26 protein-coding genes are annotated in these 26,028 nt (G+C 60.9%); 12 read left to right on the top strand and 14 right to left on the bottom strand.

Translation table 11 applies throughout. The features are described 5' to 3' along the window. Positions 1 to 4: 4 nt before the first annotated feature. Entirely contained in the window at positions 5 to 820 is an 816-nt protein-coding gene (gene aroE, locus JQF37_RS03025) for a shikimate dehydrogenase (protein ID WP_130204383.1), read from the bottom strand. A gap of 20 nt (positions 821 to 840) precedes the next feature. Beyond that, complete coding sequence (locus tag JQF37_RS03020) at positions 841 to 1,605, bottom strand: SDR family oxidoreductase (protein ID WP_130204382.1); 765 nt, start codon at positions 1,603 to 1,605, stop codon at positions 841 to 843. A 142-nt stretch (positions 1,606 to 1,747) separates the two neighbouring features. On the opposite strand from JQF37_RS03020, the gene JQF37_RS03015 reads away from it, so the two are divergent. From JQF37_RS03015 to JQF37_RS03000, 4 genes are all read left to right on the top strand, one after another. After that, positions 1,748 to 2,647, top strand: a complete 900-nt coding sequence (locus JQF37_RS03015; protein ID WP_130204381.1) for a LysR substrate-binding domain-containing protein — start codon at positions 1,748 to 1,750, stop codon at positions 2,645 to 2,647. Positions 2,648 to 2,856: 209 nt separating this feature from the next. Beyond that, positions 2,857 to 3,549, top strand: a complete 693-nt coding sequence (locus tag JQF37_RS03010) for a 3-oxoacid CoA-transferase subunit A (protein WP_130204380.1) — start codon at positions 2,857 to 2,859, stop codon at positions 3,547 to 3,549. Between the two features lie 8 nt (positions 3,550 to 3,557). Further along, positions 3,558 to 4,199: a 3-oxoacid CoA-transferase subunit B gene (locus JQF37_RS03005; protein ID WP_047529126.1), complete on the top strand. Its 642-nt coding sequence runs from the start codon at positions 3,558 to 3,560 to the stop codon at positions 4,197 to 4,199. Between the two features lie 183 nt (positions 4,200 to 4,382). Then, positions 4,383 to 4,826 carry a hypothetical protein gene (locus JQF37_RS03000; RefSeq protein ID WP_130204379.1) on the top strand — a complete coding sequence of 148 codons (444 nt, stop codon included), beginning with the start codon at positions 4,383 to 4,385 and terminating at the stop codon, positions 4,824 to 4,826. A 128-nt stretch (positions 4,827 to 4,954) separates the two neighbouring features. On the opposite strand, the gene cysQ is transcribed toward JQF37_RS03000, so the two are convergent. Further along, entirely contained in the window at positions 4,955 to 5,719 is a 765-nt protein-coding gene (gene cysQ, locus JQF37_RS02995) for a 3'(2'),5'-bisphosphate nucleotidase CysQ (protein ID WP_130204378.1), read from the bottom strand. Between the two features lie 188 nt (positions 5,720 to 5,907). Here cysQ and cysD point away from each other — a divergent pair, with 188 nt between their 5' ends. The 8 genes from cysD to JQF37_RS02955 all read left to right on the top strand — a co-directional run bounded on the left by cysD (position 5,908) and on the right by JQF37_RS02955 (position 14,578). Beyond that, positions 5,908 to 7,761 carry a sulfate adenylyltransferase subunit CysD gene (cysD, locus tag JQF37_RS31775; RefSeq protein WP_321197469.1) on the top strand — a complete coding sequence of 618 codons (1,854 nt, stop codon included), beginning with the start codon at positions 5,908 to 5,910 and terminating at the stop codon, positions 7,759 to 7,761. Then, the gene (gene cysN / locus JQF37_RS02985) at positions 7,761 to 9,674 is read left to right on the top strand and encodes a sulfate adenylyltransferase subunit CysN (RefSeq protein WP_130204376.1); all 1,914 of its coding nucleotides are present in this window, start codon (positions 7,761 to 7,763) and stop codon (positions 9,672 to 9,674) included. The genes cysD and cysN overlap by 1 nt, the downstream gene beginning before the upstream one ends. A gap of 74 nt (positions 9,675 to 9,748) precedes the next feature. Then, positions 9,749 to 10,861, top strand: a complete 1,113-nt coding sequence (locus JQF37_RS02980) for a DUF1214 domain-containing protein (RefSeq protein ID WP_130204375.1) — start codon at positions 9,749 to 9,751, stop codon at positions 10,859 to 10,861. Next, complete coding sequence (locus JQF37_RS02975; protein ID WP_204149529.1) at positions 10,858 to 12,045, top strand: sulfotransferase; 1,188 nt, start codon at positions 10,858 to 10,860, stop codon at positions 12,043 to 12,045. The genes JQF37_RS02980 and JQF37_RS02975 overlap by 4 nt, the downstream gene beginning before the upstream one ends. Positions 12,046 to 12,063: 18 nt before the next feature. Continuing rightward, a complete protein-coding gene (locus tag JQF37_RS02970; RefSeq protein WP_130204373.1) occupies positions 12,064 to 12,780 on the top strand; it encodes an EthD domain-containing protein in 717 nt (238 codons plus the stop codon). Between the two features lie 22 nt (positions 12,781 to 12,802). Continuing rightward, the gene (locus JQF37_RS02965) at positions 12,803 to 13,258 is read left to right on the top strand and encodes a nuclear transport factor 2 family protein (protein WP_130204372.1); all 456 of its coding nucleotides are present in this window, start codon (positions 12,803 to 12,805) and stop codon (positions 13,256 to 13,258) included. A gap of 20 nt (positions 13,259 to 13,278) precedes the next feature. Beyond that, positions 13,279 to 13,746, top strand: coding sequence for an SRPBCC domain-containing protein (locus tag JQF37_RS02960; RefSeq protein ID WP_204149528.1), 468 nt, complete (start codon positions 13,279 to 13,281; stop codon positions 13,744 to 13,746). Positions 13,747 to 13,786: 40 nt separating this feature from the next. After that, complete coding sequence (locus JQF37_RS02955; protein WP_130204370.1) at positions 13,787 to 14,578, top strand: SDR family oxidoreductase; 792 nt, start codon at positions 13,787 to 13,789, stop codon at positions 14,576 to 14,578. A 116-nt stretch (positions 14,579 to 14,694) separates the two neighbouring features. Here the strand turns inward: JQF37_RS02955 and JQF37_RS02950 are convergent, their stop codons facing one another. From JQF37_RS02950 to JQF37_RS02900, 11 genes are all read right to left on the bottom strand, one after another. Further along, a complete protein-coding gene (locus tag JQF37_RS02950; RefSeq protein ID WP_130204369.1) occupies positions 14,695 to 14,976 on the bottom strand; it encodes a hypothetical protein in 282 nt (93 codons plus the stop codon). A 12-nt stretch (positions 14,977 to 14,988) separates the two neighbouring features. After that, positions 14,989 to 16,029 carry a Rieske 2Fe-2S domain-containing protein gene (locus JQF37_RS02945; protein ID WP_130204368.1) on the bottom strand — a complete coding sequence of 347 codons (1,041 nt, stop codon included), beginning with the start codon at positions 16,027 to 16,029 and terminating at the stop codon, positions 14,989 to 14,991. 178 nt (positions 16,030 to 16,207) lie between these two features. Then, positions 16,208 to 17,620 (bottom strand): DUF1329 domain-containing protein, encoded by a 1,413-nt coding sequence (locus tag JQF37_RS02940; RefSeq protein WP_130204367.1) that lies wholly within the window; start codon positions 17,618 to 17,620, stop codon positions 16,208 to 16,210. Between the two features lie 111 nt (positions 17,621 to 17,731). Continuing rightward, complete coding sequence (locus JQF37_RS02935; RefSeq protein WP_130204366.1) at positions 17,732 to 18,940, bottom strand: helix-turn-helix transcriptional regulator; 1,209 nt, start codon at positions 18,938 to 18,940, stop codon at positions 17,732 to 17,734. 91 nt (positions 18,941 to 19,031) lie between these two features. Next, the gene (locus JQF37_RS02930; protein ID WP_130204365.1) at positions 19,032 to 20,240 is read right to left on the bottom strand and encodes an acetyl-CoA C-acyltransferase; all 1,209 of its coding nucleotides are present in this window, start codon (positions 20,238 to 20,240) and stop codon (positions 19,032 to 19,034) included. Positions 20,241 to 20,247: 7 nt separating this feature from the next. Then, the gene (locus JQF37_RS02925; RefSeq protein WP_130204364.1) at positions 20,248 to 20,718 is read right to left on the bottom strand and encodes a MaoC family dehydratase; all 471 of its coding nucleotides are present in this window, start codon (positions 20,716 to 20,718) and stop codon (positions 20,248 to 20,250) included. A gap of 10 nt (positions 20,719 to 20,728) precedes the next feature. Next, a complete protein-coding gene (locus tag JQF37_RS02920; RefSeq protein ID WP_130204363.1) occupies positions 20,729 to 21,514 on the bottom strand; it encodes an SDR family oxidoreductase in 786 nt (261 codons plus the stop codon). 177 nt (positions 21,515 to 21,691) lie between these two features. Beyond that, positions 21,692 to 22,570: an SDR family oxidoreductase gene (locus JQF37_RS02915; protein ID WP_130204362.1), complete on the bottom strand. Its 879-nt coding sequence runs from the start codon at positions 22,568 to 22,570 to the stop codon at positions 21,692 to 21,694. A 67-nt stretch (positions 22,571 to 22,637) separates the two neighbouring features. After that, on the bottom strand, positions 22,638 to 23,789 hold the full coding sequence (locus JQF37_RS02910; protein ID WP_130204361.1) for an acetyl-CoA C-acetyltransferase: 1,152 nt from the start codon (positions 23,787 to 23,789) through the stop codon (positions 22,638 to 22,640). 3 nt (positions 23,790 to 23,792) lie between these two features. Further along, on the bottom strand, positions 23,793 to 24,851 hold the full coding sequence (locus tag JQF37_RS02905) for an acyl-CoA dehydrogenase family protein (protein ID WP_130204360.1): 1,059 nt from the start codon (positions 24,849 to 24,851) through the stop codon (positions 23,793 to 23,795). A 10-nt stretch (positions 24,852 to 24,861) separates the two neighbouring features. Then, positions 24,862 to 26,019: an acyl-CoA dehydrogenase family protein gene (locus tag JQF37_RS02900; RefSeq protein ID WP_103403149.1), complete on the bottom strand. Its 1,158-nt coding sequence runs from the start codon at positions 26,017 to 26,019 to the stop codon at positions 24,862 to 24,864. Between the last annotated feature and the right edge of the window lie 9 nt (positions 26,020 to 26,028).

Genomic DNA, 26,028 nt, shown 5'->3' with positions numbered 1-26,028 from the left:
TTGTTTACAATTTGAGCCGCTGTATTTCCTGGAGCATGGCCTGCTCCATGATGTCGATGGGCGCATCCCTTGCGGTGTACAACTCAATCTGCCGACAAGCCTGGTGCACCAACATGCGAGTGCCGTTCACGGTGGTGCAACCCAGCGCTTTGGCCTGCAACAGCAGGGCGGTCTGCACCGGCATGAACGCCACATCCATAACAATCAGGTGGCTGGCCAGGCGGCCGTCCAATGGGTTGCAGTCTGGCTGTTTGAAACCTGCGGAGGTCGCATTGATGACGATATCGAAGGCCTCGGCCGTGAACGCCACGACGCTGCCCCCCCACCGGGCACCCAGATCCTCGGCCAGGGCGGCACCGCGCTCGATACTGCGGTTGAACACCGTGACTTCGGCCGCTTCTTGCAGGCAGCCGTAGACCACCGCACGCGCAGCGCCGCCGGCACCGATCACGGCGATACGCTTGTGACTCAATTCGGTGACTTCTCGCAGGGCACGTATCGCGCCGAGGTAATCGGTGTTGTAGCCGGTCAATACTCCGTCGACGTTGTTGATGGTATTGACAGCGCCAATGACCCGGGCCGATTCGTCGACCCTGTCCAGATAAGGCATCACCTCGGTTTTGTAAGGCATGGAGACGTTCATGCCGCGCACGCCGAGTGTGCGAATCGCCGCCACGGCGGCAACCGGATCTTCGACGCCAAAACAGACAAAGGTGTAGTCCAGGCCCAAGGCCGCGTAGGCGGCGTTATGGATCTTTGCGGAGAGCGAGAACGGCGAACCCATGATTGAGCCGCAGAGGATGGGCAGGGATTGAGGCATGTGGGTGTCCTTCACGAGAGTTAGACGACGCTGGTCAAGCCACCATCGACGAAAAGAGTCTGGCCATTAACGAAGTCGGAGGCCGACGACGCGAGGAAAACTGCCGCGCCGCACAGCTCCTCCACCCTGCCCCAGCGACCGGCGGGAGTACGCTGCACCAGCCAGTCGGAGAAAGCCGGGTCGTCGACCAGCGCCTGGTTAAGCTCAGTACGAAAATAGCCGGGGGCCAGGGCGTTGATCTGCAGGCCATGACCGGCCCAGTCGGCACACATGCCACGGGTGAGCATGCGCACAGCGCCCTTGCTGGCGGCGTAGGGTGCGATAGAGCGGCGGGCCAGCTCGCTTTGCACTGAACCGATGTTGATGATCTTGCCGCGTCGGCGAGCAATCATGTGTCGGGCCACAGCCTTGGACACATTGAATACCCCATCGAGGTTGGTGCTCATCAGCCGGCGCCAGTCTTGCGCACTGACATCCTGAAGCGCCTGGCGATGCTGCAACCCGGCGTTGTTGATCAGGATGTCTATTGGACCCAGACGGCTTTCCAGAACATCAATGGCGGTGACGACGGCCTGGTGGTCGCTCACATCGAACACCGAGTAATCCGCATCCAGGCCCTCATCGCGTAATAGCGCGCAGGCACTTTGGGCGCGTCCGGTGTCGCGGCCATTGAGCACGACCTGAGCGCCGGCTTGTGCGAGCCCGCGAGCCAGGGCCAGACCAATGCCGCGTACTGAGCCTGTGATCAGCGCTCGACGCCGGTCCAGGCGAAAGTTGTCGATCATGTTTGTCTCCCGGGGTTGGCTTTATGAATAGGGCAATGACGCCACTTTCAAGCGCTACCGCCCTGTCGTGCCAATCGTTTATGGTGATGCCGTGATCACTGTTCGTGATCACCAATACGCCGTAGCGAATAGGGAGAATTCAGTGGAGCTCAAACATCTCAGGGCGTTTACAACCTTGGCCGAAGAGCTGCACTTTGGTCGTGCGGCAGCCCGGCTGCACATTGTTCAGCCGGCCTTGAGTGCACAGATACGGGCCCTGGAGGAAGATGTCGGAGCAACGTTGTTCGAGCGTGACCGGCACCGGGTCGAATTGACCGAGGAAGGCGCGCTGTTTCTCCCCGAGGCGCTCGCAACCCTGCGCCAGGCCGGTCGCGCCCGTGAGGTGTTACAGCAGGCAGCGGCCGGAGAGGTCGGGGTGTTGCGCCTGGCCTTTGTGTCTTCAACGCTGTCGCACTTGTTACCGGTGCTCGTGCGTACGCTGGAGGAGCGTTATCCACGTATCGAACTGGAACTCAAGGACATGCCTTCGCTACCACAGGCCCGGGCCTTGCTGGACAACGCTCTGGATTTTGGCTTGGTACGCCTGCCCTTGAATATGCCTGGCGTGCACACGCGCCTGCTCTTCGAAGAATCACTGGGGGTAGCGCTGCCGCAAGATCACCCACTGTGTACCCAGCGTCGTATAAAGCCTCAGGACCTGGCCGGGTGTCCGATGTTAGTGCTGGCCCGCAAGTTCGCCCCCGGTTTGTACGACCAGATGCTGGCAGGTTTTCACCGACGCAAAGTGACCCTGACGATTGCCCGGGAAATGGGCGAGTTCACCACCCAGTTGGCGTTGGTGGCCGCGGGCCTGGGCGTGGGTATTTTGCCAAGTGGCGCCGCATCGGCGCTGCCCGTCGGCGTTGTGACACGACCACTGGCGCTGCCCATGAGCGGCGCTGGAATCGGCGTGGCTTGGCTTGGCCTGGAAAACCCTCGCAAACAGGCGCTGATGAAGGTGCTTGACGAACTTTATCCCACGCCGGGTTCCGAGCTGACTTAGGGCTATAGACAAGCCCGGACCGGTTCATCCAGCGCCTGTACCCGCTCAATGACTTACGGTTTCGTTCGCTAATCGCACGACATCACATGTCGGGACACCCTCCCTGCCCCATTGTTTGGCACGCTATGCACATCTTAGCCGTCACGATGATCCAGTCGTTTTTTCCATCGGATCATTCTGTTCAGCCAACATAAAAACGGGAGTACGTCTTGATCAACAAAACATTTGAGTCCGTCGCTGCTGCACTAGACGGCATTGCCGATGGTTCGGTCATCATGGTGGGTGGCTTCGGCACTGCCGGGATGCCGTCAGAGTTGGTAGATGGTGTCATTGCTTCCGGCGCTCGCGAGCTGACCATCATCAGCAACAATGCCGGCAACGGTGAGATCGGTCTGGCCGCATTGCTCAAGGCCGGGCGCGTTGCCAAGGTCATCTGTTCGTTTCCACGCCAATCCGATTCCTATGTATTCGACGAACTCTACCTGGCCGGAAAGGTCCAGCTTGAAGTCGTGCCACAAGGCAATCTGGCCGAGCGTATCCGCGCCGCAGGCTCTGGGATCGGTGCGTTTTATTCGCCCACCGGATATGGCACGTTGCTGGCCGAAGGCAAGGAAACCCGGGTGATCGACGGTCGCAACTATGTGCTGGAAATGCCGTTGCGCGCCGATGTCGCACTGATCAAGGCCGAAAAGGGCGATCGCTGGGGCAACCTCACCTATCGCAAAGCCGCGCGTAATTTTGGACCCATCATGGCGATGGCGGCGACAACGACAATCGCCCAGGTCAATCAGATCGTCGAGTTGGGAGACCTGGACCCCGAACACATTATTACCCCGGGGATCTTCGTTCAGCGCGTGGTCAAAGTGACACGTGCCCCTCTCACGAAAGCCAACGTCAACTGAGGCCCGCCATGACTGTTATGAAAAAACTATCGCGTAGCGAAATGGCCCAACGCGTGGCCGACGATATTCTCGAAGGCTCTTACGTGAACCTGGGCATTGGCGTACCCACGCTAGTGGCCAACTACCTGGGTGACAAGGAAGTGTTCCTGCACAGTGAAAACGGTGTACTGGGCATGGGCCCGAGTCCTGCGCCGGGTGAAGAAGACGATGACCTGATCAACGCGGGCAAACAGCACGTGACGCTACTGCCCGGTGGCGCCTATTTTCACCACGCCGATTCGTTCTCGATGATGCGCGGCGGGCACATCGATATTGCCGTGCTTGGCGCCTTCCAGGTCTCGGTCAACGGCGACCTTGCCAACTGGCACACTGGCGCCGAAGGTTCCATTCCGGCGGTGGGCGGCGCGATGGACCTCGCGACAGGCGCGCGCCAGGTGTTCGTCATGATGGATCACCTGACCAAGACGGGCGAAAGCAAATTGGTGCCGCAATGCACCTACCCGCTGACCGGCATTGGCTGCGTGACTCGGATTTATACCGACCTGGCTATTCTGGACGTCACCGCGGAAGGCTTGAAGGTCCTGGAGATCGTCGCTGATATCAGCTTTGAGGACTTGCAAACGCTCAGTGGCGTGCCATTGATTCGATAACGGATCGAGACGGTTGGCTCGTTACAGGCGGGCCAGCCATGCAACTGTTTCAATAAATTCATAACTGCAGCGCTTTTCATAATCGAGGACGACCGCCCATCAGCTAGATCCCGCGCCCAGCGCAGGCCACTAGACTTCAAAGGGGGACATGAAATCAACGCACTTCAAATCAGGAGTTCTGTAATGAACAGAAAATCTTGGCTGGCGTTGGTAGTGATGGTCGGGACGATTTCAGGTTGCGCAAGCAGAACCGGGATTGTCGATGTCCCCCTCAATGCTACCCCGCAAAACGCCGAGCATATCGCTCGAGCCACCCTCAGCCCGGTGGGCAACCAAACCAGCATCTGGCTCACCGTCGGTGGTGTCCCTCACGACCTGGCTGTCCCTGGCCGACTCGTTACTGCCATCTACTCTGGCTCGTGTCAGCAGTTGAGCGCACAACCGGTGTACAAGACCCATCAGGCCAACAGCGTCGATTATCCATCGATGGCCCCCCGTACCCAGCAGTGGGCCCAGGCGCCGGTGGCGCTGAGCGAACTGACCAAGGGTGACTATGTCTTGCTCGTTCGCACCAGCCCGGCGGACGGTAGCCGCCCTCTTTTCTGCGGCAACATCAGCGCGAGCTAGGGGCGCATCAGGCAAGTCGTTCGGTACCGTGGCTTGCGCACATCCACCAGGCCACGGTGAGGGGTTCCTCAGTACTGCCGCCAATACTGAGGTGACACCAGTCGCAAGGTCCACGTACGGGTTAAGGACTAAAGACCGCGCGCATAGAAATGCGGGTTGTCCAGACCGGGTTTGCCATAACCCAGTGCATCACCGGCCAGTGTGAAAATCTGCCCGCCGGCGGCGACCAGCACCGCGTGACCCGCCGCGATATCCCACTCCATGGTTCGGCCCAGACGCGGATAGAGGTCCGCTTCGCCCGTAGCCACCAGGCAGATCTTCAGCGATGAGCCCGCGCTTTTCAGTGAGCGCACCTTGCGCCCGTCGAGAAATTTGTCCAACGCCTCGGCATCGCCATGGGAGCGGCTGGCGACCACGTCCAGTCCCTCCTCCGATACCGTCCGGCATTGAATGACCTCGCGTTTTCCTGCCTGTTCGATAAAGGCGCCGCAACCGCGGGCACCCGCGAACAGCCGCTGCAGCGCAGGCGCAAAAACCACCCCCAGTACCGGTTCGCCGTTATCGATCAGGGCGATATTGACGGTGAACTCGCCATTACGATTGATGAACTCCTTGGTCCCGTCCAGCGGGTCCACCAGCCAGAAGCACTCACCCACTTCGGGCACCAGGCCGGCAGCGGCAGCTTCTTCGGAAATCACCGGAATCTGCGGCGTGCGTGCCGCCAAAGCTTGAAGTATCAACGTCTCGGCTCGCTCGTCAGCCTCGGTCACAGGCGAGGTATCGAGCTTCCCGCGTACCTCGAAATCGGTGCGGTACACCTCCGACACCAGTTCGCCCGCTGCGCGCGCGATGCCGATGACGTCTTCAAGCAGAACAGTCATTGACTGGTTCATGAGATTTCTCCTGTTTTTATTCTTCGTATGGTCCAAACGGCCTATGCGCCGTTTTCTTGATCCGGGAACAGTACAGGCATCCACCTCATCACCACTCAGCAAATGGATGTTTAACAGGAGTTCCTGTGCCCCACGGCAATCAGTTATCGGTTGTACAGATCAACAAGCTCCGCCTGCGGGCCGTGCAGATGCGCATCGCCGGGAGCACGCTCAAAGCCATCAACCAGGACACAGGACTCTCGTCGCCGACCATCATCTCTGCCTACAAGGCGTGGCAAACCGGTGGCTGGAAAGCCGTGCCCGTGCGCGAGCGCGGGCGCAAGCAAGGTGAAGGCCGCAGTCTCTCGGCCGAACAGGAACGGAACATCTACCTGTTGTTGGTCAGCACCCCGCCGGAACGGCACCAGTTACCGTTCCTGCTTTGGCAATTGGAAGCGATGCAGGCACTGGTCAAGCGTTTGCACGATATCGACTTGCCAGAACGCACTGCCGCCCACTATTTGCAACGCTGGCAGCTGAATGCCGAGCGCCCGGCCAAGCGCGTGGCAAATGCTTCGCTGGCCGTGCAGCGCTGGTACCGCAGCACCTACCGGGACATTCTCGAGCAATCCCGTGCGCAGAACGGCGAAATCCACTGGATCGATGACTACGGTGCGCGCAACGACTTGGGCAAGCTCAGTTACGGAGTTCTGCGCGCCGTCAGCAATCGCGGGAAGGTGCTCTGGTTCCCTTACGAAGACGGGCTGCGCGCGCCCCACCTGGAAGAGTTCTTCGACCGCCTGTATCGCTCGTCGGAACGCAAAGTGTTTGCCCTGCTCTCGGGCATGCATTGGCAACGCGCCGCGACCTTCATTACCTGGGCGGGCGAACGCGCTGAAAGGCTGCACCTGTTCCACCTGCCGGAAGCCAGCGCAATGCTCTGCGGCGCCCGCGAACTGGCGACCCAGATCAGTCAGCAAGCCGCACGCGTCAGCGATCACGTCGTGCCAGGCAACAAGCCAGCCGCGCTCGCCCCCCCCCTGCCCGGCGACCCGATGCTGCAGATGTTGCGCCTGATGTTAAAACATCAAGTCGCGCATAAGTCCGAATCGCAGCAGTTGTACGTTGAAAAACGACAACAACAAAAAGCGAGAGGAAAATCTATGACGCTTACCCACCTGCAGCGACTGGAAGCGGAAAGCATCCAGGCAATGCGCGAGGTTGTCGCCGAATCCGACAACCCGGTCATGCTCTATTCCATCGGCAAGGACAGCGCGGTCATGCTGCACTTGGCCATGAAAGCCTTCTACCCGGCCAAGCCGCCCTTCCCTTTGCTGCATGTCGACACCACCTGGAAGTTTCAGGAGATGTATCGCTTCCGCGATCAGATGGTGACCAAGCTGAACGTGGACCTGCTGACCCACATCAACCCCGAAGGCATTGAAATGGGCATCAGCCCTTTCAAGCACGGATCGCAGATCCACACCGACATCATGAAGACCGAGGGCCTGAAACAGGCGCTGGACCACTACGGTTTCGACGCGGCCTTCGGCGGTGCACGTCGCGACGAGGAAAAATCCCGCGCCAAAGAACGGATTTTCTCCTTCCGCTCGGACCAGCACCGCTGGGACCCGAAGAACCAGCGTCCGGAGCTCTGGCACCTGTACAACACGCGAAAACACAAAGGCGAGTCGATCCGCGTATTCCCTCTGTCCAACTGGACCGAGCTGGACATCTGGCAATACATCTACCTGGAAAACATCCCGATCGTACCGCTGTATTTCGCTGCGCCGCGCCCGGTAGTCGAGCGTGACGGGATGCTGATCATGGTCGATGACGCACGTATGCCGCTCAACCCGGGTGAAGTACCGATGATTCGCAACGTGCGCTTTCGCACCCTGGGCTGCTACCCGCTCACCGGTGCCGTCGAATCTGACGCCGACACGCTGCCCAAGATCATTCAAGAAATGCTGCTGACCCGCACGTCCGAGCGCCAGGGCCGAATGATCGACCATGACTCGTCCGCATCGATGGAGAAGAAAAAACAAGAGGGGTATTTCTAATGGCACACGTATCTGAACTGATTGCCGAGGATATCGGGCAATACCTCAAGGCCCACGAGCACAAGAGCCTGCTGCGCTTCATTACCTGCGGCAGCGTGGACGATGGCAAAAGTACCCTGATCGGGCGCCTGCTTTACGATTCGAAAATGCTCTTCGAAGACCAGATGGAAGCACTGGAGGCCGACTCGAAAAAAGACGGCACCCAAGGCGGCGAACTGGACTTCGCGCTGTTGGTGGACGGCCTGGCCGCTGAGCGCGAACAAGGCATCACCATCGATGTGGCCTACCGCTTTTTCTCGACAGACCTGCGCAAGTTCATCGTTGCCGACACCCCTGGCCACGAGCAGTACACCCGCAACATGGTGACCGGTGCCTCCACGGCCGACGTGGCCGTAGTGATGATCGACGCCCGACGCGGCGTACTGACTCAATCCCGGCGTCACAGCTATCTGGCATCGCTGATCGGCATACGCAAGGTGGTCCTTGCCGTCAACAAGATGGACTTGATGGACTACTCGGAGAAAGTCTTCAACGCCATCGTCGATGACTACCGCGCCTTCGCCAGGCAGATCAATCTTGAAGATGTCACCGCCATCCCCATGTCGGCGCTGCGAGGTGAAAACATCACCGCGCAGAGCGAGCACATGCCGTGGTACCGCGGCACCACGCTGATGGGCTATCTGGAAACCGTCGAGATCGACGAAGCGCACCAGCAGAAACTGTCGTTTCGCATGCCGGTGCAGTGGGTGAACCGTCCCAACCTGGATTTCCGCGGTTTCACAGGCACCATCGCCAGCGGCGTCATTCATCCCGGTGACCGGGTACGTGTGTTACCGGCAGGACAAGAGAGTCGGATCTCTCGCATTGTCACCCTCGACGGTGACCTGCAACAAGCCGTCGCCGGGCAGTCCATCACCCTGACCCTGACCGACGAAGTCGATTGCAGCCGCGGCGATGTGTTGTCCACCGCAGAAGACCCGGCCAGCGTGGCCGATCAATTCCAGGTCAACCTGATCTGGATGCACGAACAGGCCATGCTCGCCGGTCGCCCCTACTTGATGAAGATCGGCGGCAAGACGCTGCCGGTCACCTTGGCGGTGCCCAAGTACAAGATCAACGTCAACACCATGGAGCACTTGGCGGCAAAGGAACTGGCGTTGAACGAAATTGGCGTATGCAACCTGTTCACCAGCCAGCCGATCGCTTTCGATGCCTACAAGTCCAACCGCGAAACCGGCAGCTTCATCCTCATCGACCGCCTGACCAACGCCACCGTTGGCGCAGGCCTGATCGAGTTCTCCCTGCGCCGGTCGCAGAACATCCACATGCAGCATGTGGATGTGAACAAGAAGGCCCGCGCCGAACAGATGGGCCAGCAACCGGTGTTGCTGTGGTTCACCGGTTTGTCGGGCGCGGGTAAATCGGCCATCGCCAACCTGCTCGAAACCCGACTGTACGCCCGGGGCCGGCACACTTACTTGCTCGATGGCGACAACGTGCGCCACGGCCTGAACCGCGACCTGGGCTTTACCGATGCCGACCGCGTGGAAAACATCCGCCGGGTGGCCGAGGTGTCCAAGTTGTTTGTAGATGCCGGGATGATTGTGCTGACCGCCTTCATTTCGCCGTTCCGTTCCGAACGCGAAATGGCGCGTGGCCTGCTGCAGGAAGGCGAGTTCATCGAGATTTTTGTCGATACGCCGCTGGCCATCGCTGAAGAGCGAGATCCCAAGGGCCTGTACAAGAAAGTTCGTCGCGGCGAGCTGAAAAACTTCACCGGCATCGACTCGCCTTATGAGGTGCCAAGCAAGCCGGACATCCATATCGAGACCAGCAAGCTGACGCCGGAAGGCGCCGTGGATCGCATCCTCGCCGTGCTGACCGAGCGAGGCATCATCGCCAAGGAACTCTGACCCCAGCGCCCGGTACGCCGGGTTTCAAACGAGCGCCTCTGCGGTGGTGCTCGCCTAATCAAGAGAGTCTAACAATGACAATCAGCTCTATTGACGAACAACAGTTATTAAGTGGCCAGACCTGGGCCACCTTTTGCGATCACCTCAAGCGTTGCGGCGAGCAGATCCTGCGTCCCGAAGCGCCGGCCGATGCGGCCACCCGTGCCGAAGGATTCCGCTACCTCACACGCCTGCTGCGCATCGGTCTGGAAATGCACATCGAATTTGCCGATCCGGCGTTCCCCAGCTTTTTCAAGACCTCCCACGAGACCGCGAAGATTGGTGCCGATAACCCGGACAACCTCTATGAGTACGCGCGCCTGGACGGCAGGCTGGAATACCGCATCAAAGGCCAGCGCGGCAGCGTTGCCTACCTCAGTTTTGGTACCCAGAAAGGCGGCTACGAAACCGATGGCACGCTGATACAGACCGGTTTCATCGACGCCAGTCAATTGCAGGTCGATGCCCAGGGCAATTTCGAAATCATCCTCAGCAGCGAGCCGCAACCCGGCAACTGGCTGAAAATGGAAAGCGCCACGAATGCCTTGATCGTACGGCAGACATTTCTAGATCGTCGCAGCGAAGTGCCGGCCAAGCTGAGCATTGAGCGTATTGGCACCGACAGCAAGCCGCAGGCACTGGATCCGGCGACGTTCCAGCAAGGCCTTGCACGGGTATCGAGCTTTGTCGAAAACACCGCCAGGTTGTTCGCCGACTGGAGCCAAAGCTACCTGCCGTACAGCAATCAACTGCCCCCGGCCAACCAGGCGCTCTGCCAGTCAGTGGGCGGCGACCCCAACATTTTCTACTACCACTCGCATTGGGCGCTGGCCGAGAACGAGGCGCTGGTGATCCACATCGACAAAGTGCCGGACTGCGACTTCTGGAACTTGCAGATCAACAACTACTGGATGGAGTCTCTGGACTATCGCTACCACCAGATCTGCATCAACAAGCACCAGGCCCAATACCACGACAACGGTGGCGTGACCCTGGTTCTCAGCGAGCTGGATCCCGGGGTGAGTAACTGGCTGCAAACCGCCGGCGTACGCCAGGGCACCCTGTGCCTGCGCTGGATAGGAGCCCAGGAGCAATGCCACCCAACCACTCGCGTTGTCAGCGTGTCGAACGTCGCGGAGGCCGTATGAACACTCACACTGGAATTGAAGACCTGACCGTTGAAAAGATGTTGGCCAGCGCAGTCGCGCGCACCAACGGCCTGAGCGATTTTGGCGACGATAACTACTACGAGTCGTTGCAGGCGCTGTTGGCCGCCCTGGCGACCGAAGCCCAGCTGTCGCCCTCCGGACTGCATATGCTGGAAGAAAGACTGGTGGCGCAACTGGTCAACCGCCTGGTGATGGAGGACTACCTGCGCAGTTATCCGGAAATAGCCGAGATACCGATAGAGGATCCGTTGGTCATCGTGGGGCTGCCGCGCACCGGCACCACCATGCTTCAGCGCACACTGGCGGTTGACCCGCGTTTCTACTCCGCTGCGTGGTGGGAAACCCGTTTTCCGGCACCACTGCCAGACGAAACCCTGGCCGTGCCGTCCAGGCGTATCGCCCAGGCCAGGGCCGAGGTCGATCTGATGGCCGAAGTCATTCCGCAGATCCTCGCGATTCACCCGCTCGATGCCATGCTCTGCGACGAAGAGTTCATGCTCATGGAACATTCGTTCATGTGCGCCATGGACGCCTACGTCAACGTGCCCAGCTACACCCGCTGGCTGGATCAGCAAGATCAGCGGCCGGTGTATACCCAGCTGAAAAAAATGCTGCAGTTCCTGCAATGGCAGAAAGGCCAACGGGGTGAACCTGCAGGCCAACGCTGGCTGCTCAAAGCCCCCCAACACCTTCACACGTTGCATCTACTGCTGGATGTTTTCCCGAAGGCGCAGGTGATTTTGACCCACCGCGAACCGGCCCAGACCATCCCTTCAATGGCCAGCATGGCTCACACCCTGTGGCAGATGTACAGCGACAACCCGGACCCGAAAGCCGCTGGCAAGCAATGGAACCAACGCATGGCGCGTGGCATCCGGCACACCATGCAGGTGCGCGAGCAGCATGCGCCCGAGCGTTTTCTGGACATCCACTTCGCCGACACCGTGAAGCAGCCGCTGCAAGTGCTGGAAAAGGTCTACGCCTTCGCCAATCTGCCGTTTACCGATAAAGCCCGCGCCGACGCGCAGGCCTGGCTGGCGCAAAACAGCCGGGAAAAACGTGCCAGCCACGATTACAGCCTGGAACGCTTCGGCCTGAACGAGGCGCAGATGACCCAGGACTACAGCGAATATCGCGCCCGTCACTTGAGCGTCAACCACTGAACCAAGGCTGGAGAAACCATGGAAAAACTCATGTTGACCCTATGGAAACCGCCACAGCAAAGCGTCGAGCAATGGCGTAAGGCCTTGCTCGACCTGGGCGACAACCTGGTCAGCGACGGCGCGCGCACCCTGCGCGTCATGCTGGTTGATGAGGACGTGGCCGCCGCGTCTACACAGCGTATTACCAATAGCGGCGTTCCCTTGGACGGGTTGCTCTCGCTGTGGCTGGACAGTGCTTCGCGATGGCCGTCCATCAAAGCGCTTGTTGCACCGTTGACCAGCCGACTGGAGGCTTATCTTGTGCTGGAGTCCGAGCCCTATCCCGAGGAGCGCAAGTCGCGTGCAGCCCACTACCGGGTACCGGTTGGCGAGCGCACACCCGGCATGAATCAGGTAGCGCTGCTGCACAAGCCAGACCGGATGAGCTACGAGCATTGGTACGACACCTGGCGCAACGGGCACGGGCCGATTGCCTACCCTCTGCAGTCGATCTTCGGCTACCGACAGAACACCGTGGTACGTGCGCTCACCTTTGGGGCGCCGGTTTTGCACGCGATCGTCGAAGAAAACTTCCCGCCAGAGGCCATTGGCAATCCGCAGGGATTCTTCGCCGCCCTGGGCGACCCGGACAAATGCGCGCAGCGCCAGCAGGCCATGTACGAGTCGACCAGCAAATTCATCGACTTCGAGAAAATCGACTGCATCCTCACAAGCGAGTACCAGCTCAGTGCCTGAGTAGCTCATAAGGAGACTTCATATGCTGGATCTAGAAGCAATCGAGCTGATCAAACAGCTCAAGGCGCGTTATTTCCGCGCCATCGACACCTGCAACATCGAGATGCTGCAGGGCATGCTCACCGACGATGTCACCCTGTCGTTCAAGAGCCCTGCCTACGAGTTTCAGGTCAATGGCCTGGGCGATGCGCTGGACTTCTACCGTACCTCGTTCACCAAGACCCGCCTGGCCACCCACAACGGCCACACCCCGGAAATCGAAGTCGATGGGCACCAGGCCACGGCCCTGTGGTACCTGAGCTACGTGTTCATCAACCTCGAGGACAACACCCACATGCATGGCAGCGCGATCTACCAGGATCGCTACATCAAGCGCGACGGGCGCTGGATGATCGCCGAGACGGGCTACGAAACCCTGCTCGAGACGATCCAGCCCTTGAGCGAACAGCTGCAGATCACCTCCAGACCCATCAACTGAATGCACAACAGGAGACCGTCATGGCCAGAGCCGAAAACATAGTGACCTCCCACACGGTGGAAATTAACGCCCCCGCGCGGGTGGTCTGGGAAGTACTCATTGACCTGGACAATTACCACCAGTGGAACAGCTTCTGTCCGAGCATTCAGTGCGGGCTGCAGATCGGCGACCCGGTGCACATGCAGGTATTGACCCCGGATACCGGCGAGACGGTTCCGGTCTTCGAATACCTCGTGGCTTGCGACCCCGAACAACTGCTGTCCTGGGAGCAACGCCCCGTCCCGGAAAACATGGACGCCGCCCGCCGCGATCAGTACATCAAAGCCATCGATGCCAATCGCTGCAGCTATTTCACCACCGATATTTTCCTGGGCCTGAACCAGGACACGATCATGCGTGAACACGGTGCCTGGGTAAAAACCGGCTTCGACCAGATGGCCCTGGATCTGAAACGACGTGCCGAGGAACTGCACGCCAGCCGCACCTGAACGCCCCATTCCCCATCAAAACAATAAGAAGGTAAATGCCATGTTGTTGAAAGATAAAGTCGTCATCATTTCCGGTATCGGCCCTGGCCTGGGCATCAAGTTGGCCGTACGTGCCGCGGAGTTTCAAGCGAAGGCAGTGGTGTTGGCCACCCGCACCCCCGCCAAGCTGGACCAGGCCGAAAAGGCCATCCGTGACGCCGGCTACAGCACTCCGGTCCTCAAAGTCCCGACCGACATAGCCCAGGCCGACCAGTGCCGGACGCTCGCCGACCTGACGATCGAGCACTTCGGCCAGATCGACGTATTGATCAACTCTGCCTACGCCCACGGCGCCTGGGGCAGCTCCTCCGAGTCGTCAATGGACGACTGGCGCACGGCGATGGACGTCAACCTGTTTGGCACCATGCACATGACCCAGGCCGTTCTGCCGCAGATGAAGAAACAGCAGTCGGGCAGCATCGTCATGATCAACACCATGGCCACCCGCACCCCTAACCAGCTGGAGTCCGGTTATGCCGTCTCCAAGGGCGCATTGAAAACCGCCGTGCAGTACCTGGCCCAGGATCTCGGTCCGTTCGGAATTCGCGTCAACTCCGCTCTCATGGGCTGGATGTGGGGCGCGCCAGTGATCGGCTACTTCGAGAGCGAAGCCAAGCGCCTGGGCGTCCCGATGGAGTCGCTGGTCGACCAGGTCGCCCAGCAGATTGCGTTGCGCAAAATTCCCGAAGACAACGACTGCGCCACGGCCGCCCTGTACCTGGCCAGCGATTACGCCAAGGTCATTACTGGCGCGCAACTGGATGTGAACGGCGGCCACTTTCTGCCTTGCTAAGACGATCGGGCCGTTGGATGCGCAGTGGAGGATGACCTCTCAACCGATCAACTGAAGAGTCATGAAACAGAAAAAGGCGACAGGGATGTCGCCTTTTTTTATGCGTAATGCCACCGCTAGCGAAGGTTAAGCCAGTTCGGAACGCTCTGGCTGATCGCGACGCAACCCGCATACTGCTTGCAGGCTTTCACGCTGGGAGATTCCGCTGGTTGCGAGACCTGCACGGTGAACACCAGCAGGAACAGAATCAGCAGGCAAACATGATAGGCAAGAAGACTTTTTATTTTCATTGTCAGTGCTCTCGTGACCGTCAGGTCGGACCTATGTCGTTCAAGAACCCGGAACGGGTTACCTCTTTCCGACGCCCCATGAGCGACACAGCATGGCGTGTCGCTCATGGGGCCTCACCTTCAGCGCTCGTCGACCGTGATGAATTCACGGCGTTCGGCCATGAACGCGGGCACGTCATCCTCATCGGTGAAGAACTGTTCGTACCACTCGCGCAGCTGGTACACCGGGCCGTCGGTTTCAGCCAATATCGGCTTATCGATCCGTATCTTGTGCTTCCAGATCACGACGTCCTGGTAGAACGAATCCCGATTGCCCTGGACATAGGCCTTGGCCACCTCCTGGTTCTGTTCTTCAGTCCAGCCCGGCACCCGTTTGACCATGCACCCAAAACGTAAATCGAAGCTGTTCGGCGACACTGGCACGTGGCTGTTGAGCAAAATGGCGTGGATGCGCACATCGCCGAACATCGAGCTGATCTGCGTGAAGTGGGTAGCAGGTCCGTAGTAGGCCGATGGCGCGATCAGGTCGCCGCCCAGGCGCTCGGAGTCACCATGGAAAATCTGGTGCCCGATGTGACCTTCAAAGACGTTGGCGAAGTATTTGGTGGGCGTGCCGTGTACCGGTCCGAAATGCTGGGCGTCCACCAGGTTATCGACCAGTTCCCGTGGATTGGTTTCGATGTGCATGGTGTCGATGTTCCAGTCATGGATCCAGTCCGGGTCGTCCATCTCCGGCAGGTGCGGGATGACCACGCCTTCTTTCGGCGGACGGCCCTCGGGATTGTTCCAGATGAACAGCAGGTTATTTTCTTCGCAGGTCAGCCAGCTACGGGTCTTGGCCTTGGGTGGAATGCGCTTGCAGTAAGGAATCTCCACGCATTTGCCGCCCGTGTCGTACTTCCAGTGGTGGAAGGGGCAGACCAGTCTGTCGTTCTCGATGGTGCCCTGGGACAGGTCGGCGCCCATGTGCGGGCAATAGGCATCCAGAACGCTGATGTTGCCTTGGCTGTCGGCGAAGGCCACCAGCCGGGTACCAAAGACTTCCAGGGTATGGGGCTTGCCATCACGGTATTCGCTGGCATTGCCCAGGCAATGCCAGCCACGCGCGTAACGGTGGGTGCGCTGGGCGTTCTCGACATTGATTTCAACGAGTTTCGTCATTGTTATTGTTCCTCGATTGCAGACTTCGGGGCGGGTAATGCCCCCAAGAAATACAGGGTGATCCCATGGCAGGCATCATTGAACAGCCGCACAAGGAGATCATCCTTCAGTTGGACTAGATCAAACGCGATCCATTCTCAAAGGGTGCTCACTGCTCGTTGAACACCCTGCTCCACGGCTATTGGCCGAATCGACGGGCGGCTTCCGGACCGAAGTCCCGCGGGCTGAAACCCGGCTTGTTCAACTGGTAGCCACTGCGCTGTTCATTGATCAGGTTGAACGCCAGATAGCTGCCGGCATTGAGGTCGTAGTACAACCCCACACCCGCTTGCGGCCGCTGGCTTTCGTAGGCGTAGAAGAAGTTGAGCATCGAGGTGCGCCACAGCTCGCCACGGTTGTCGTAGTTGTCGGCAAGCATCGGGAACCAGGTGTCTTCATCGATGTACAGCTTGCGTTTGCCGTACAGATGGCGATAACCCGGCTTCAGGGTGCCTTCCAGTTCCCAGACCCGATGACGCTCGTAGCGCATGGCGTCCTGATTGAAGTGGCCCGGGGTCAGCAAGTCGGCGTACTTGAGATTCGCCGCGTGCAGGCGATACGTGTTGTAGGGGATGAACATCTCGCGCTTGCCGACGATCTTCCAGTCATAACGCTGGCCCGAGCCGTTGAACAGCCGCACTTCGTCCACGGTGATCGAACCGCCGCTGCCAGGGAACGACATGTCGAAGCCATACCCCGGCGACTGACGCACACGACGGGTACCTGGGTCGTAACGCCAGGCCTGGCGGGGTTCGGTCTTGTCGTTCCAGAACTCGGTGCCGGTATTGATCTCGCCCTTGTCCCGTTGTGGCAGAAGGGTTTCGTTGAGGTAGAACGCCGAGTTGCCCACCGTCTCGCCTTTCTTGCCCGGTTCCAGCGACGGCGCCAGGTTGCGCGAGTGCACGCGACCCCAGTTGATGTTGCCGTCCTTGAGCACATAGGCATTGTCGGAGGTGTACTCCTCGGTCCAGGCGCGCAAGGTGAAGGACGAGGCGTTCTTCAGCAGTTCCAGGCCGCTGCGCGGTACGGGAAAGGGCGTGCCACCGGTTTTGCCCACCACCCCTTCACCGTCATCGACCAGTCGCGCGATGCTGGCGTTTTCGCGGGTGGCATTGCACACCGCATCATCGAAACGGAAGTCCCGGTGCGAGGGGTAGACCGGCATCTTGTACGTAGCCGGGTACAGCTTGAACAACGCTTTCTGCCCGTCGGACAGGTACTGGCTGTATTGCGCCAGGTTGGCCGTGGTAATCACGAACAGCGGTTTTTCGTCCGGGTACGGGTCGATGGGATGGTTGCCGGTGCCCTTGAAGTCCACGTGGGGTGGCACCCCCAGCCACTTGCCAGTGAACGCCGGGATGCTGCCATCGGCATTGGCGCTCTTGTCGGCGCCGACGCAGGTCAAATCCTTGCCCAGGCGCTCCACATCTTCGGGTGCCGCATTCGCCGTGGCGATTGCACTGCATCCCAATATCAACCCCAACACCCAGCTGGGAGTGGCGTTGGCAGCCCGCGAGACAAGACAACTGGAGGCCAGGTTACTGCCGGTCATTTTTATTCTCCTTGGTTACCGATAGCGGTCACCCAGTATCGGCAGCCCAAGGATCGAGAAGCATCGTCCGCACGGACTAACGCATTTTGGCGCAGCGCGGACGCAGGACAGTTAAAGCGCTTTCTCCGCCAGGCCCGGGGCATGCGGTTCCGCCAACGCCACGACACTGTTGAGCATGATCCTCACCAGTTCGGTCTGGCGACGGACACCGGTCTTGGAAAAAATCGAACGCAAGTGCGCACGGGCGGTGTTGCGGCGAATACTCAATGTCTCCGACGCCTCCTCCAGCGACAGACCGTTGGCCAGTTCCAGGGCCAGCGCGGTTTCCGCCGGCGTCAGGTTGTACAACTGCGATGTCGCCACGTTACTCACCAGTGACTTGCTGACCGCGTCGCGCACATACACCACGACCGTCGGTTTCCCCCTGCCCTCGACCAGCTCCTGCGTCGGTATCAATTCCACTACCACCCCCAGGCTGACTTTCCCCGAGGGCCGGGAAATCGACATCGCCTCGGCACCCTGCACGCCGGCACCGCCCGGGCTTGCCCGCTGAAAGGCATTGCGCACCAGGCGCAGCAGTTCGCGATTGTCACTCGGGTAAATGGCTTCGAGCCGACCGCCAACGACTTTAAGGCCGTCCTGACTGTCGAGAATCTCCCGGGCCACCGAATTGAGCTGCACTACGCTGCCATTCTCATCGAGGACGAAGGTCGCCACCGCCATGCGACTGATGGTTTGCGAATACAGGCTGCCCATGGATTCACTGCGATCAAGCTGCGAATGCATGTGCAAGGCGCGTCGCAAATGCGGCAGGAGCATCTCGCACATGGCTCGATCCACCGGGGAAAACCGTGCCTGATCCCGTGGCCGGTTGATCCGGAAACGCACGGCGCTGCCATCGGGCATGCGGATATCGGCGCCCAGCATCTGATGACAGTTATAGGGTTGGCAGTAGAGCAGATAAAAAGAAGAACCAAGCCACTCGGCCTCGCTCATCAATTCATCCACGGTGAAAACCGTGTCGGTGGGCAGATTGTCGAACAGCGTGGATTTGGAATAGTAGGCGTAATGGTTGATGCCTCCCTCCCCCAGCTCGACATCGCCGGCGACCATCATCGGCGACAGCAGCGGCTCATCCTGAACGCGCAGAATCAAGGTCACGAAATTGGCCTTGAACAGTGAACGCAGCTGGCGCAACGAATCACCCAAACGGCGGATATCCATGGCCGAATCGTACATGTTGCCGATGAGCCGTTCGTAGTCTGAAAGCTCCAGCCCCATCTCAGTCAGGACCTGTGTGTTCGTCAAGCGACTTTGCATTGCCACTCCCCCGGCAGCGGGCCCGGACTAAGGGGCCCGCTTGAATCAATGGTCATGGGTGATATCGATGCGCATTGCACCGTGATCCATCTTACGGCAGTTCGAACAACCCGGCCGCGCCCATGCCGCCACCGATGCACATGGCAATCACCACATAACGGGCGCCGCGACGACGGCCTTCCAGCAGTGCGTGACCGACCATGCGCGCACCGGACATGCCGAACGGATGGCCAATGGAGATTGCACCGCCGTTGACGTTCAGGCGTTCGGCCGGGATCTGCAACGCATCGCGGCAATGCAGCACCTGGCAGGCGAAGGCTTCGTTGATTTCCCACAGGCCGATGTCCGCCACGCTCAGGCCAAAGCGCTTGAGCAACTTGGGCACCGCCACCACCGGGCCGATGCCCATCTCCTCGGGGGCGCAGCCGCCCACGGCAATGCCCCGATAGATGCCCAGCGGAGTTAGCCCGCGACGCTGGGCTTGCGCACGACTCATCAGCAGGCTGGCCGATGCACCGTCGGAAAACTGCGAAGCGTTGCCGGCAGTAATGAACTCCCCCTGCTCAATCCATTTACCGTCCTTCCACACCGGCTTGAGCGACGCCAGGTCTTCCAGGCGCGTGTTCGGGCGATTGCATTCGTCGCGCTCGACCAACACACGCTGATGACCGTCGGGTTGGCCGGCGGCGTCGAAACACAGCTTGTCGACGCTCAAGCCGACGATTTCCTCGTCGAACAATCCGTCACGCTGGGCGGCGGCGGTGCGCAGTTGGCTCTGCAAGGCATACTCGTCCTGGGCGGCGCGGCTGATGCCGTAGCGACGCGACACGATTTCAGCGGTTTCCAGCATCGGAATGTACGCGCTGGGCATGATCTGCAATACGGCTTCGGACTGGGCGCGATAGCTGTTCTTGTGCTTGGTCTGGGTCAGTGACAACGACTCCACGCCGCCGCCGATGGCGATGTTCAGCTCGCCGGTCATGATGCCCTTGGCCGCGACGCCGATGCTCATCAAGCCCGAGGCGCACATGCGATCCAGGGCCATGCCCGGCACGGTGTCCGGCAAGCCGCCGGTATAGGCGCACAGGCGGCCGATGTTGTAGGCCTGGGTACCCTGCTGCACCGCAGCGCCCATGATCACATCATCCACATCACCCGGTTCGATACCGGCGCGCTCGACCACGGCACGCACCACGTGCCCGCCCAGCACCGGGGCTTCGGTATCGTTGAACGAGCCGCGAAACGACTTGGCGAGCGCGGTCCGCGCAGTAGCAACGATGACAACTTCATTCAGATCCATGACAGGCTCACTCGGTAATAGGGTTGAAGGTGTAGCGGCTGATCGTGTCGATCACACAGCCGGGGCGCGACTGGCCCTCGACTTCCACGGTGACGCGCACCACCAGTTGCACGGCGTTCGCCAGTTGTTCGGCACGCACGATGCTGGCGTTGCCACGCACCCGCGACCCGACCTTGACCGGCGCCGGGAAGCGCACGCGGTCACTGCCGTAATTGACGCCCATCGCCATGTTGTCGATCGTGAGCAATTGCGGCAGGAACAGGTTGACCAGCGACTGGGTCAGGTAACCGTGGGCGATGCAAGCACCGAACGGGCCGGTGGCGGCGCGTACCGGATCGACATGAATCCACTGGTGATCGCCGGTGGCTTCAGCGAACAGATCGATGCGCGCCTGGTTGATGGTCAGCCATTCGGTGCAGCCGAGGTCCAGGCCTTCGGCCTCGAGCAACGCCCGGGCACTGCTGAAAACATGACTCATGGCCCACTCCTCAGGCTTGTTGGGAACTGACGGACAACACTTCGCCGACCATGTAGGAGGCGTAGTCGCTGGCCAGGAACATCATCACGTTGGCGACTTCCCAGACTTCGGCGGCACGCCCGAACGCCTCGCGCCCGGCCAGGCTGGCGAGCAGCTCTTCACTGGAGGCCTTCTTGAGAAAGTCATGCAGGGCAATCGATGGCGACACCGCGTTGATACGCACGCCATACTCCGCGGCTTCCAGCGCGCTGCAACGGGTCAGCGCCATGACCCCGGCCTTGGCCGCGGCGTAATGCGCCTGTTCCTTCTGGGCGCGCCAACCGAGAACCGAGGCATTGTTGACAATGGCACCCGCGCCACGGCGTTGCATTGGCCCCAGCATCGCGCGGGTCATGCGAAACGTGCCCGTCAGGGTCACATCCAATACCAGCAGCCACTCTTCGTCGCTCATCTCGACCACGCGCTTCTGGCCACCGAGCCCCGCATTGTTGATCAGCACATCGACGCCGCCGAGCTGTTCCTCGGCGCTCGCCACCAGGGCCTGGACCTCATTTTCGAGGGTGACATTGCACAATTGGCCATAAATGGCTTGCAGGCCGGTTTCGGCCTTGAGGCGCTCCACCGCCTCTTCAAGGCGACGCGGGTGCACGTCGGAAATCATCAATGCCCGGCAGCCCTCCTCGGCGCTGCGCCGTGCGGCTGAGTACCCGATACCCGCACCTGCGGCGGCGGTAATCAGCACCGACTTGCCTGCCAGCAATTGATGACCGGGAACATAAGGGGGGGCTTGTTTCACAGCGTCTACCTCCAGGGAATGAATGCCCTGCATTTGTACGGAGGGCGCCAGGCGGGCGCATCGTCAAAACAGGGTAGAAAACCCCGGTGCGCCCCAGGAGCCAGGCTTGCCCGCGAAGAACGAAAAGGCGCAGTGACAGACACGCCGCTGCGCCCGGTTCGCGGGCAAGCTTCGCGACTACGTGCCCCACACCTTCTGAGCCTTCGGGGCTTCGGCGAGGATTTCGGCTACGGCGCCACCAATTTCCCCCACCTGCCACCTCGCCCCCTTGTCGCGGGTCACGCCGGTGCGCCAGCCGTCCCCGAGGGAAATTCGCCCGCCCTGGCTCTCGAATACCTGGCCATTGACGTGGGCCGATTCCGTGCTGCCAAGCCACACCACCAGCGGTGCAACGTTTTCCGGGGCCCAGGCATCGAAGCTATCGTCCTCGGGCTTCTTGACTACATCAGGCATCGCGCTTTCGGTCATCGAGGTACGCGCAGCCGGAGCCAGTGCGTTGGCGGTGATGCCGTAACGCGCCAGTTCGGCCGCCTGTACCAGCGTCAACGAGGCAATCGCGCCCTTGGCCGCTGAGTAATTGGACTGCCCCACGGAGCCCTGGAGCCCCGCACCGGAGCTGGTGTTGATGATGCGACCGTCAACCGGTGTGCCGGCCTTGGCCAGATCACGCCAACGCCGCCCCAGCAGGTTGGCCAGGCAGTAATGCCCCTTGAGGTGCACGCGCATGACCATGTCCCAGTCTTCTTCGCTGAGGCTGATAAACATGCGGTCGCGCAGGACCCCGGCATTGTTGACCAGCACATGCACTTCACCGAACGCCCCCAACGCTGCGTCGATGATGTGCTGCGCGGTGGCCAGGGTAGTGATGTCGTCACTGTTGGCGATGGCCTGGCCACCACTGGCGCGGATTTCACCCGCGACGTCTTGCGCCGCGTCGGCGCGGATATCATTGATCACCACGTTGGCGCCCGCTGCGGCGAACGCCAGCGCATAGGCGCGACCGAGCCCGCCGCCGGCCCCGGTGATGATCACGGTGCGGCCTGAACATATAGCCATGCTTGACTCCTTTGACTGCGCGACCGCACGCCCCACGGGCGGCGGTACGGATGGATAAGGGAAAACCCTAGAGGCGTTCGATGATCGTGACGTTGGCCTGGCCACCGCCTTCGCACATGGTTTGCAGGCCGTAACGGCCACCGCTGCATTCGAGCTCGTTCAACAGCGTGGTCATCAGCCGGGCTCCCGTGGCGCCCAGCGGGTGACCCAGGGCGATGGCACCACCGTTGACGTTGGTGCGCGCCGGGTCGTAGTCGAGCTCCTTGGCCCAGGCCATGACCACGGAGGCAAAGGCTTCGTTGATCTCTACCCGGTCGATATCGCTCATGCGCAAACCGGTTTTCTGCAGGGCTCGACGGGTCGCGGCGATCGGCGCGGTCAGGTGCCAGATCGGGTCATCGCCCAGCACCGTCAGGTGATGGATGCGCGCGCGAGGGGTCAGGTCATAACGCTTGAGCGCTGCCTCCGACACCACCAGCAATGCCGCCGAGGCGTCGCAGGTCTGGCTTGAAACAGCGGCGGTGATCGAAGGGAATTGCGGGTCCACCGGCTGCAATTCGGCCATTTTCGCAAGACTGGTCAGGCGCGGCGTTTCATCCACTCGCAAACCGTTGCAGGCAACGATTTCCCGGGCGAATCGCCCGCTCTCGATGGCGGCCAGGGCGCGGGCATGACTTTGCAGGGCGAAGGCCTCCATCTGCTCGCGGCTGATGCCCCAATGATCGGCGATGCGCTGTGCGGCGTAGAACTGGTTGACCGGTTGATCGCCAAACCGTGCGCGCCAGCCTTCACTGCCGGAAAACGGATCGGGATAACCCAGCGCCTGCCCGGCCAGCATGGCCGAGGAAATCGGAATCCGGGTCATGGTTTGCACCCCGCCGACGGCTATCACGTCCTGAGTGCCGCTCATCACCGCCTGCGCGGCAAAATGCAGCGCCTGTTGTGACGAGCCGCACTGACGGTCAATCGTGGTGCCGGGCACGTTCAGTGGCAAACCGGCGGCCAGCCAACTGGTGCGGGCGATGTCCCCGGCCTGGGAACCAATGGTGTCGACGCAACCGAAGATCACGTCGTCATAGTCTTCGCCGGGAATGGCGTTGCGCTCCACCAACGCCTTGAGCACCCGCGCGCCCAGGTCAATGGCGTGAACGTCGCTCAAGGCACCCTTGCGCTTGCCGGTCGGGCTGCGCAGTGCATCAACAATATAGGCCTCTGGCATGACTCACTCCTCGAAGGTATGGCCCGGGCCCAGGCGGGCACCATCGGCGAACACATACTCGCCGACACGGGTTTTATGGAAGCCGCGATCCCCCCAGGACGCATCGAGCGCCCAGGCACGTTTCATGAACATCTGCAGGTCGACTTCCCAGGTGTAGCCCATCGCGCCATGTACCTGAATACCCTTGCGCGCCGCGATCCAGCTGGCTTCGCAGCAGGCCAGGCGGGCCTGGGAAACCCACACGCCGGCATGGGCATCGCCCCTGGCCAGGCCATGCGCGGCGCGGTACAGCACCGGTTTGGCCTGTTCGATATGCCGGGCGACATCGGCCAGGTGATGCTTGACGGCCTGGAAGCTGCCGATCGGCTTGCCGAACTGTTTGCGCTGCGCGACGTAGTCCACGGACAAATCGAGCATGCGTTGCGCCAGCCCGAGCAGTTGCCCGGCCACCGACAAGGCGCCACGCTCAAGCAGTCGTGCCTGCAGGGTACGACCCAATGCGCCGCTGGCCACGCAGGTGGCCGGGGTCGGGTTCCAGGTGACCCGCCCCAGACGCCGGGACGCGTCGATGCTCGGCTGTTGCTGAACATCCACCTGGGCGCGCGGCACGATATGAATGTCGTCGCCATCGGTCAGGATCAAGACCTCAGCCAATTGAGCATCACTGACCAGCGGGTTGACGGGATGACTGATGGCAATGCGCAAGGTGCCTTCGGCAATGCGCGGTAAAAGACTGCTGCGGGCCGGGTGCTCGCTTGGCAGGCTGGTGAGCAGCCCGGTGGCGACATACGCAGTGTCGGCCAGGGAGTCGGGAATCGCGTAATACCCCAGTTCCTGGGTCATCAACGCCCAGGCCAAGTCGTCCATGCCCAGGCCGCCCTCGGCCTCGGGCACCGACAAGGCGGTCAGGCCCTGTTCGGCAATCTTGCCGCGCAGGTCCGGTGAACGACCGACATCGGTCTCCCAGATTTCCCGGAGCATTTCCGGGGCGGCTTCGGTCATCAGGAAACGACTGATGGCTTCGCGAAACGTCAGCTGGTCATCGGTAAAAGTGAAGTCCATGGCCCGTTCCTTATTTCGGCAAGCCGAGCATCCGCTCGGCAATGATGTTGCGCTGGATTTCGTTGGTTCCGGCGTAGATCGGCCCGGACTGAGCGAACAGGAACCCCTCCAGCCAGCCCGCCGCATCGCCCTCCACGGGCGGCAGCAGCTCGGCGCGGCTACCGAGAATGCGCATCGCGGTTTCGTGCATTTTCAGGTCGAGCTCCGACCAGATGATCTTGTTGATGCTCGACTCGGCACCGATCTGCTCGCCCCGACTCAACCGGCCGACCGTGTAGTAGGCCGACAGGGCATACGCCTCGGCACCCATCCAGGTTTCCAGTACCGCGTCGCGCAGGCTCGGGTCGCGGTCGGCGCTCTCGCGGTTGGCCTTGTACAGTTCCACCAGCTTGCGCGCGGTGTATTGGAAACGCGCCGGCGAACGCAGCAAGAGCCCGCGTTCAAAACCGGCGGTGGCCATTGCCACATGCCAGCCCTGCCCTTCGGCACCGATACGGTTGGCCACCGGCACCCGGACGTCGTCGAAAAAAACTTCGGCAAAGGCATCCTTGCCATTGAGGGCCTTGATCGGGCGAATGCTCACTCCCGGAGCATTGAGCGGCACCATCACGAACGACAGGCCATGGTGGCGGCTCGAGCCCGGTTCGCTGCGAAACAGGCCAAACAGCCAGTCGGCGAATATCGCCCGGGTCGACCAGGTTTTCTGGCCGTTGATCACGTAATGCTCGCCGTCGAGTGTCGCCTTGCTGGTGATCGCCGCCATGTCCGAACCGGCGTTCGGTTCCGACCAGCCCTGGGCCCACATGTCGAGGCTGGCGGCCATGCGCGGCAGAAACCGCTGCTTCTGTTCAGGCGTGCCGAATTCCATCAGCGTCGGCCCCAACAACAACTGGCCATTCTGGTTGACCCGCATCGGCGCCCCGGCGCCGTAGTACTCTTCTTCGAAAATCAGCCACTCGATCAGGTCACAACCGCGACCGCCCAGTTCAGCGGGCCACATCACCATCGACCAGCGGCTCTCGAACAGCTTCGCCTCCCAGGCGCGGTGTTGTTCGAAGCCTTCGCGGGTGTCGTAGCTGGCCAGCGGCTCGCGCGGCAGGTTGGCCGCCAGCCAGGCGCGCACTTCGGCACGGAAGGCGGTTTGTTGGGGTGTGTAAGTCAGTTCCATGGCGTTCCC

The sequence above is a fragment of the Pseudomonas sp. MIL9 genome, assembly GCF_016887925.1.
Classification (GTDB): domain Bacteria; phylum Pseudomonadota; class Gammaproteobacteria; order Pseudomonadales; family Pseudomonadaceae; genus Aquipseudomonas; species Aquipseudomonas mohnii.
This window is presented reverse-complemented; position numbering and strand designations above follow the sequence as displayed.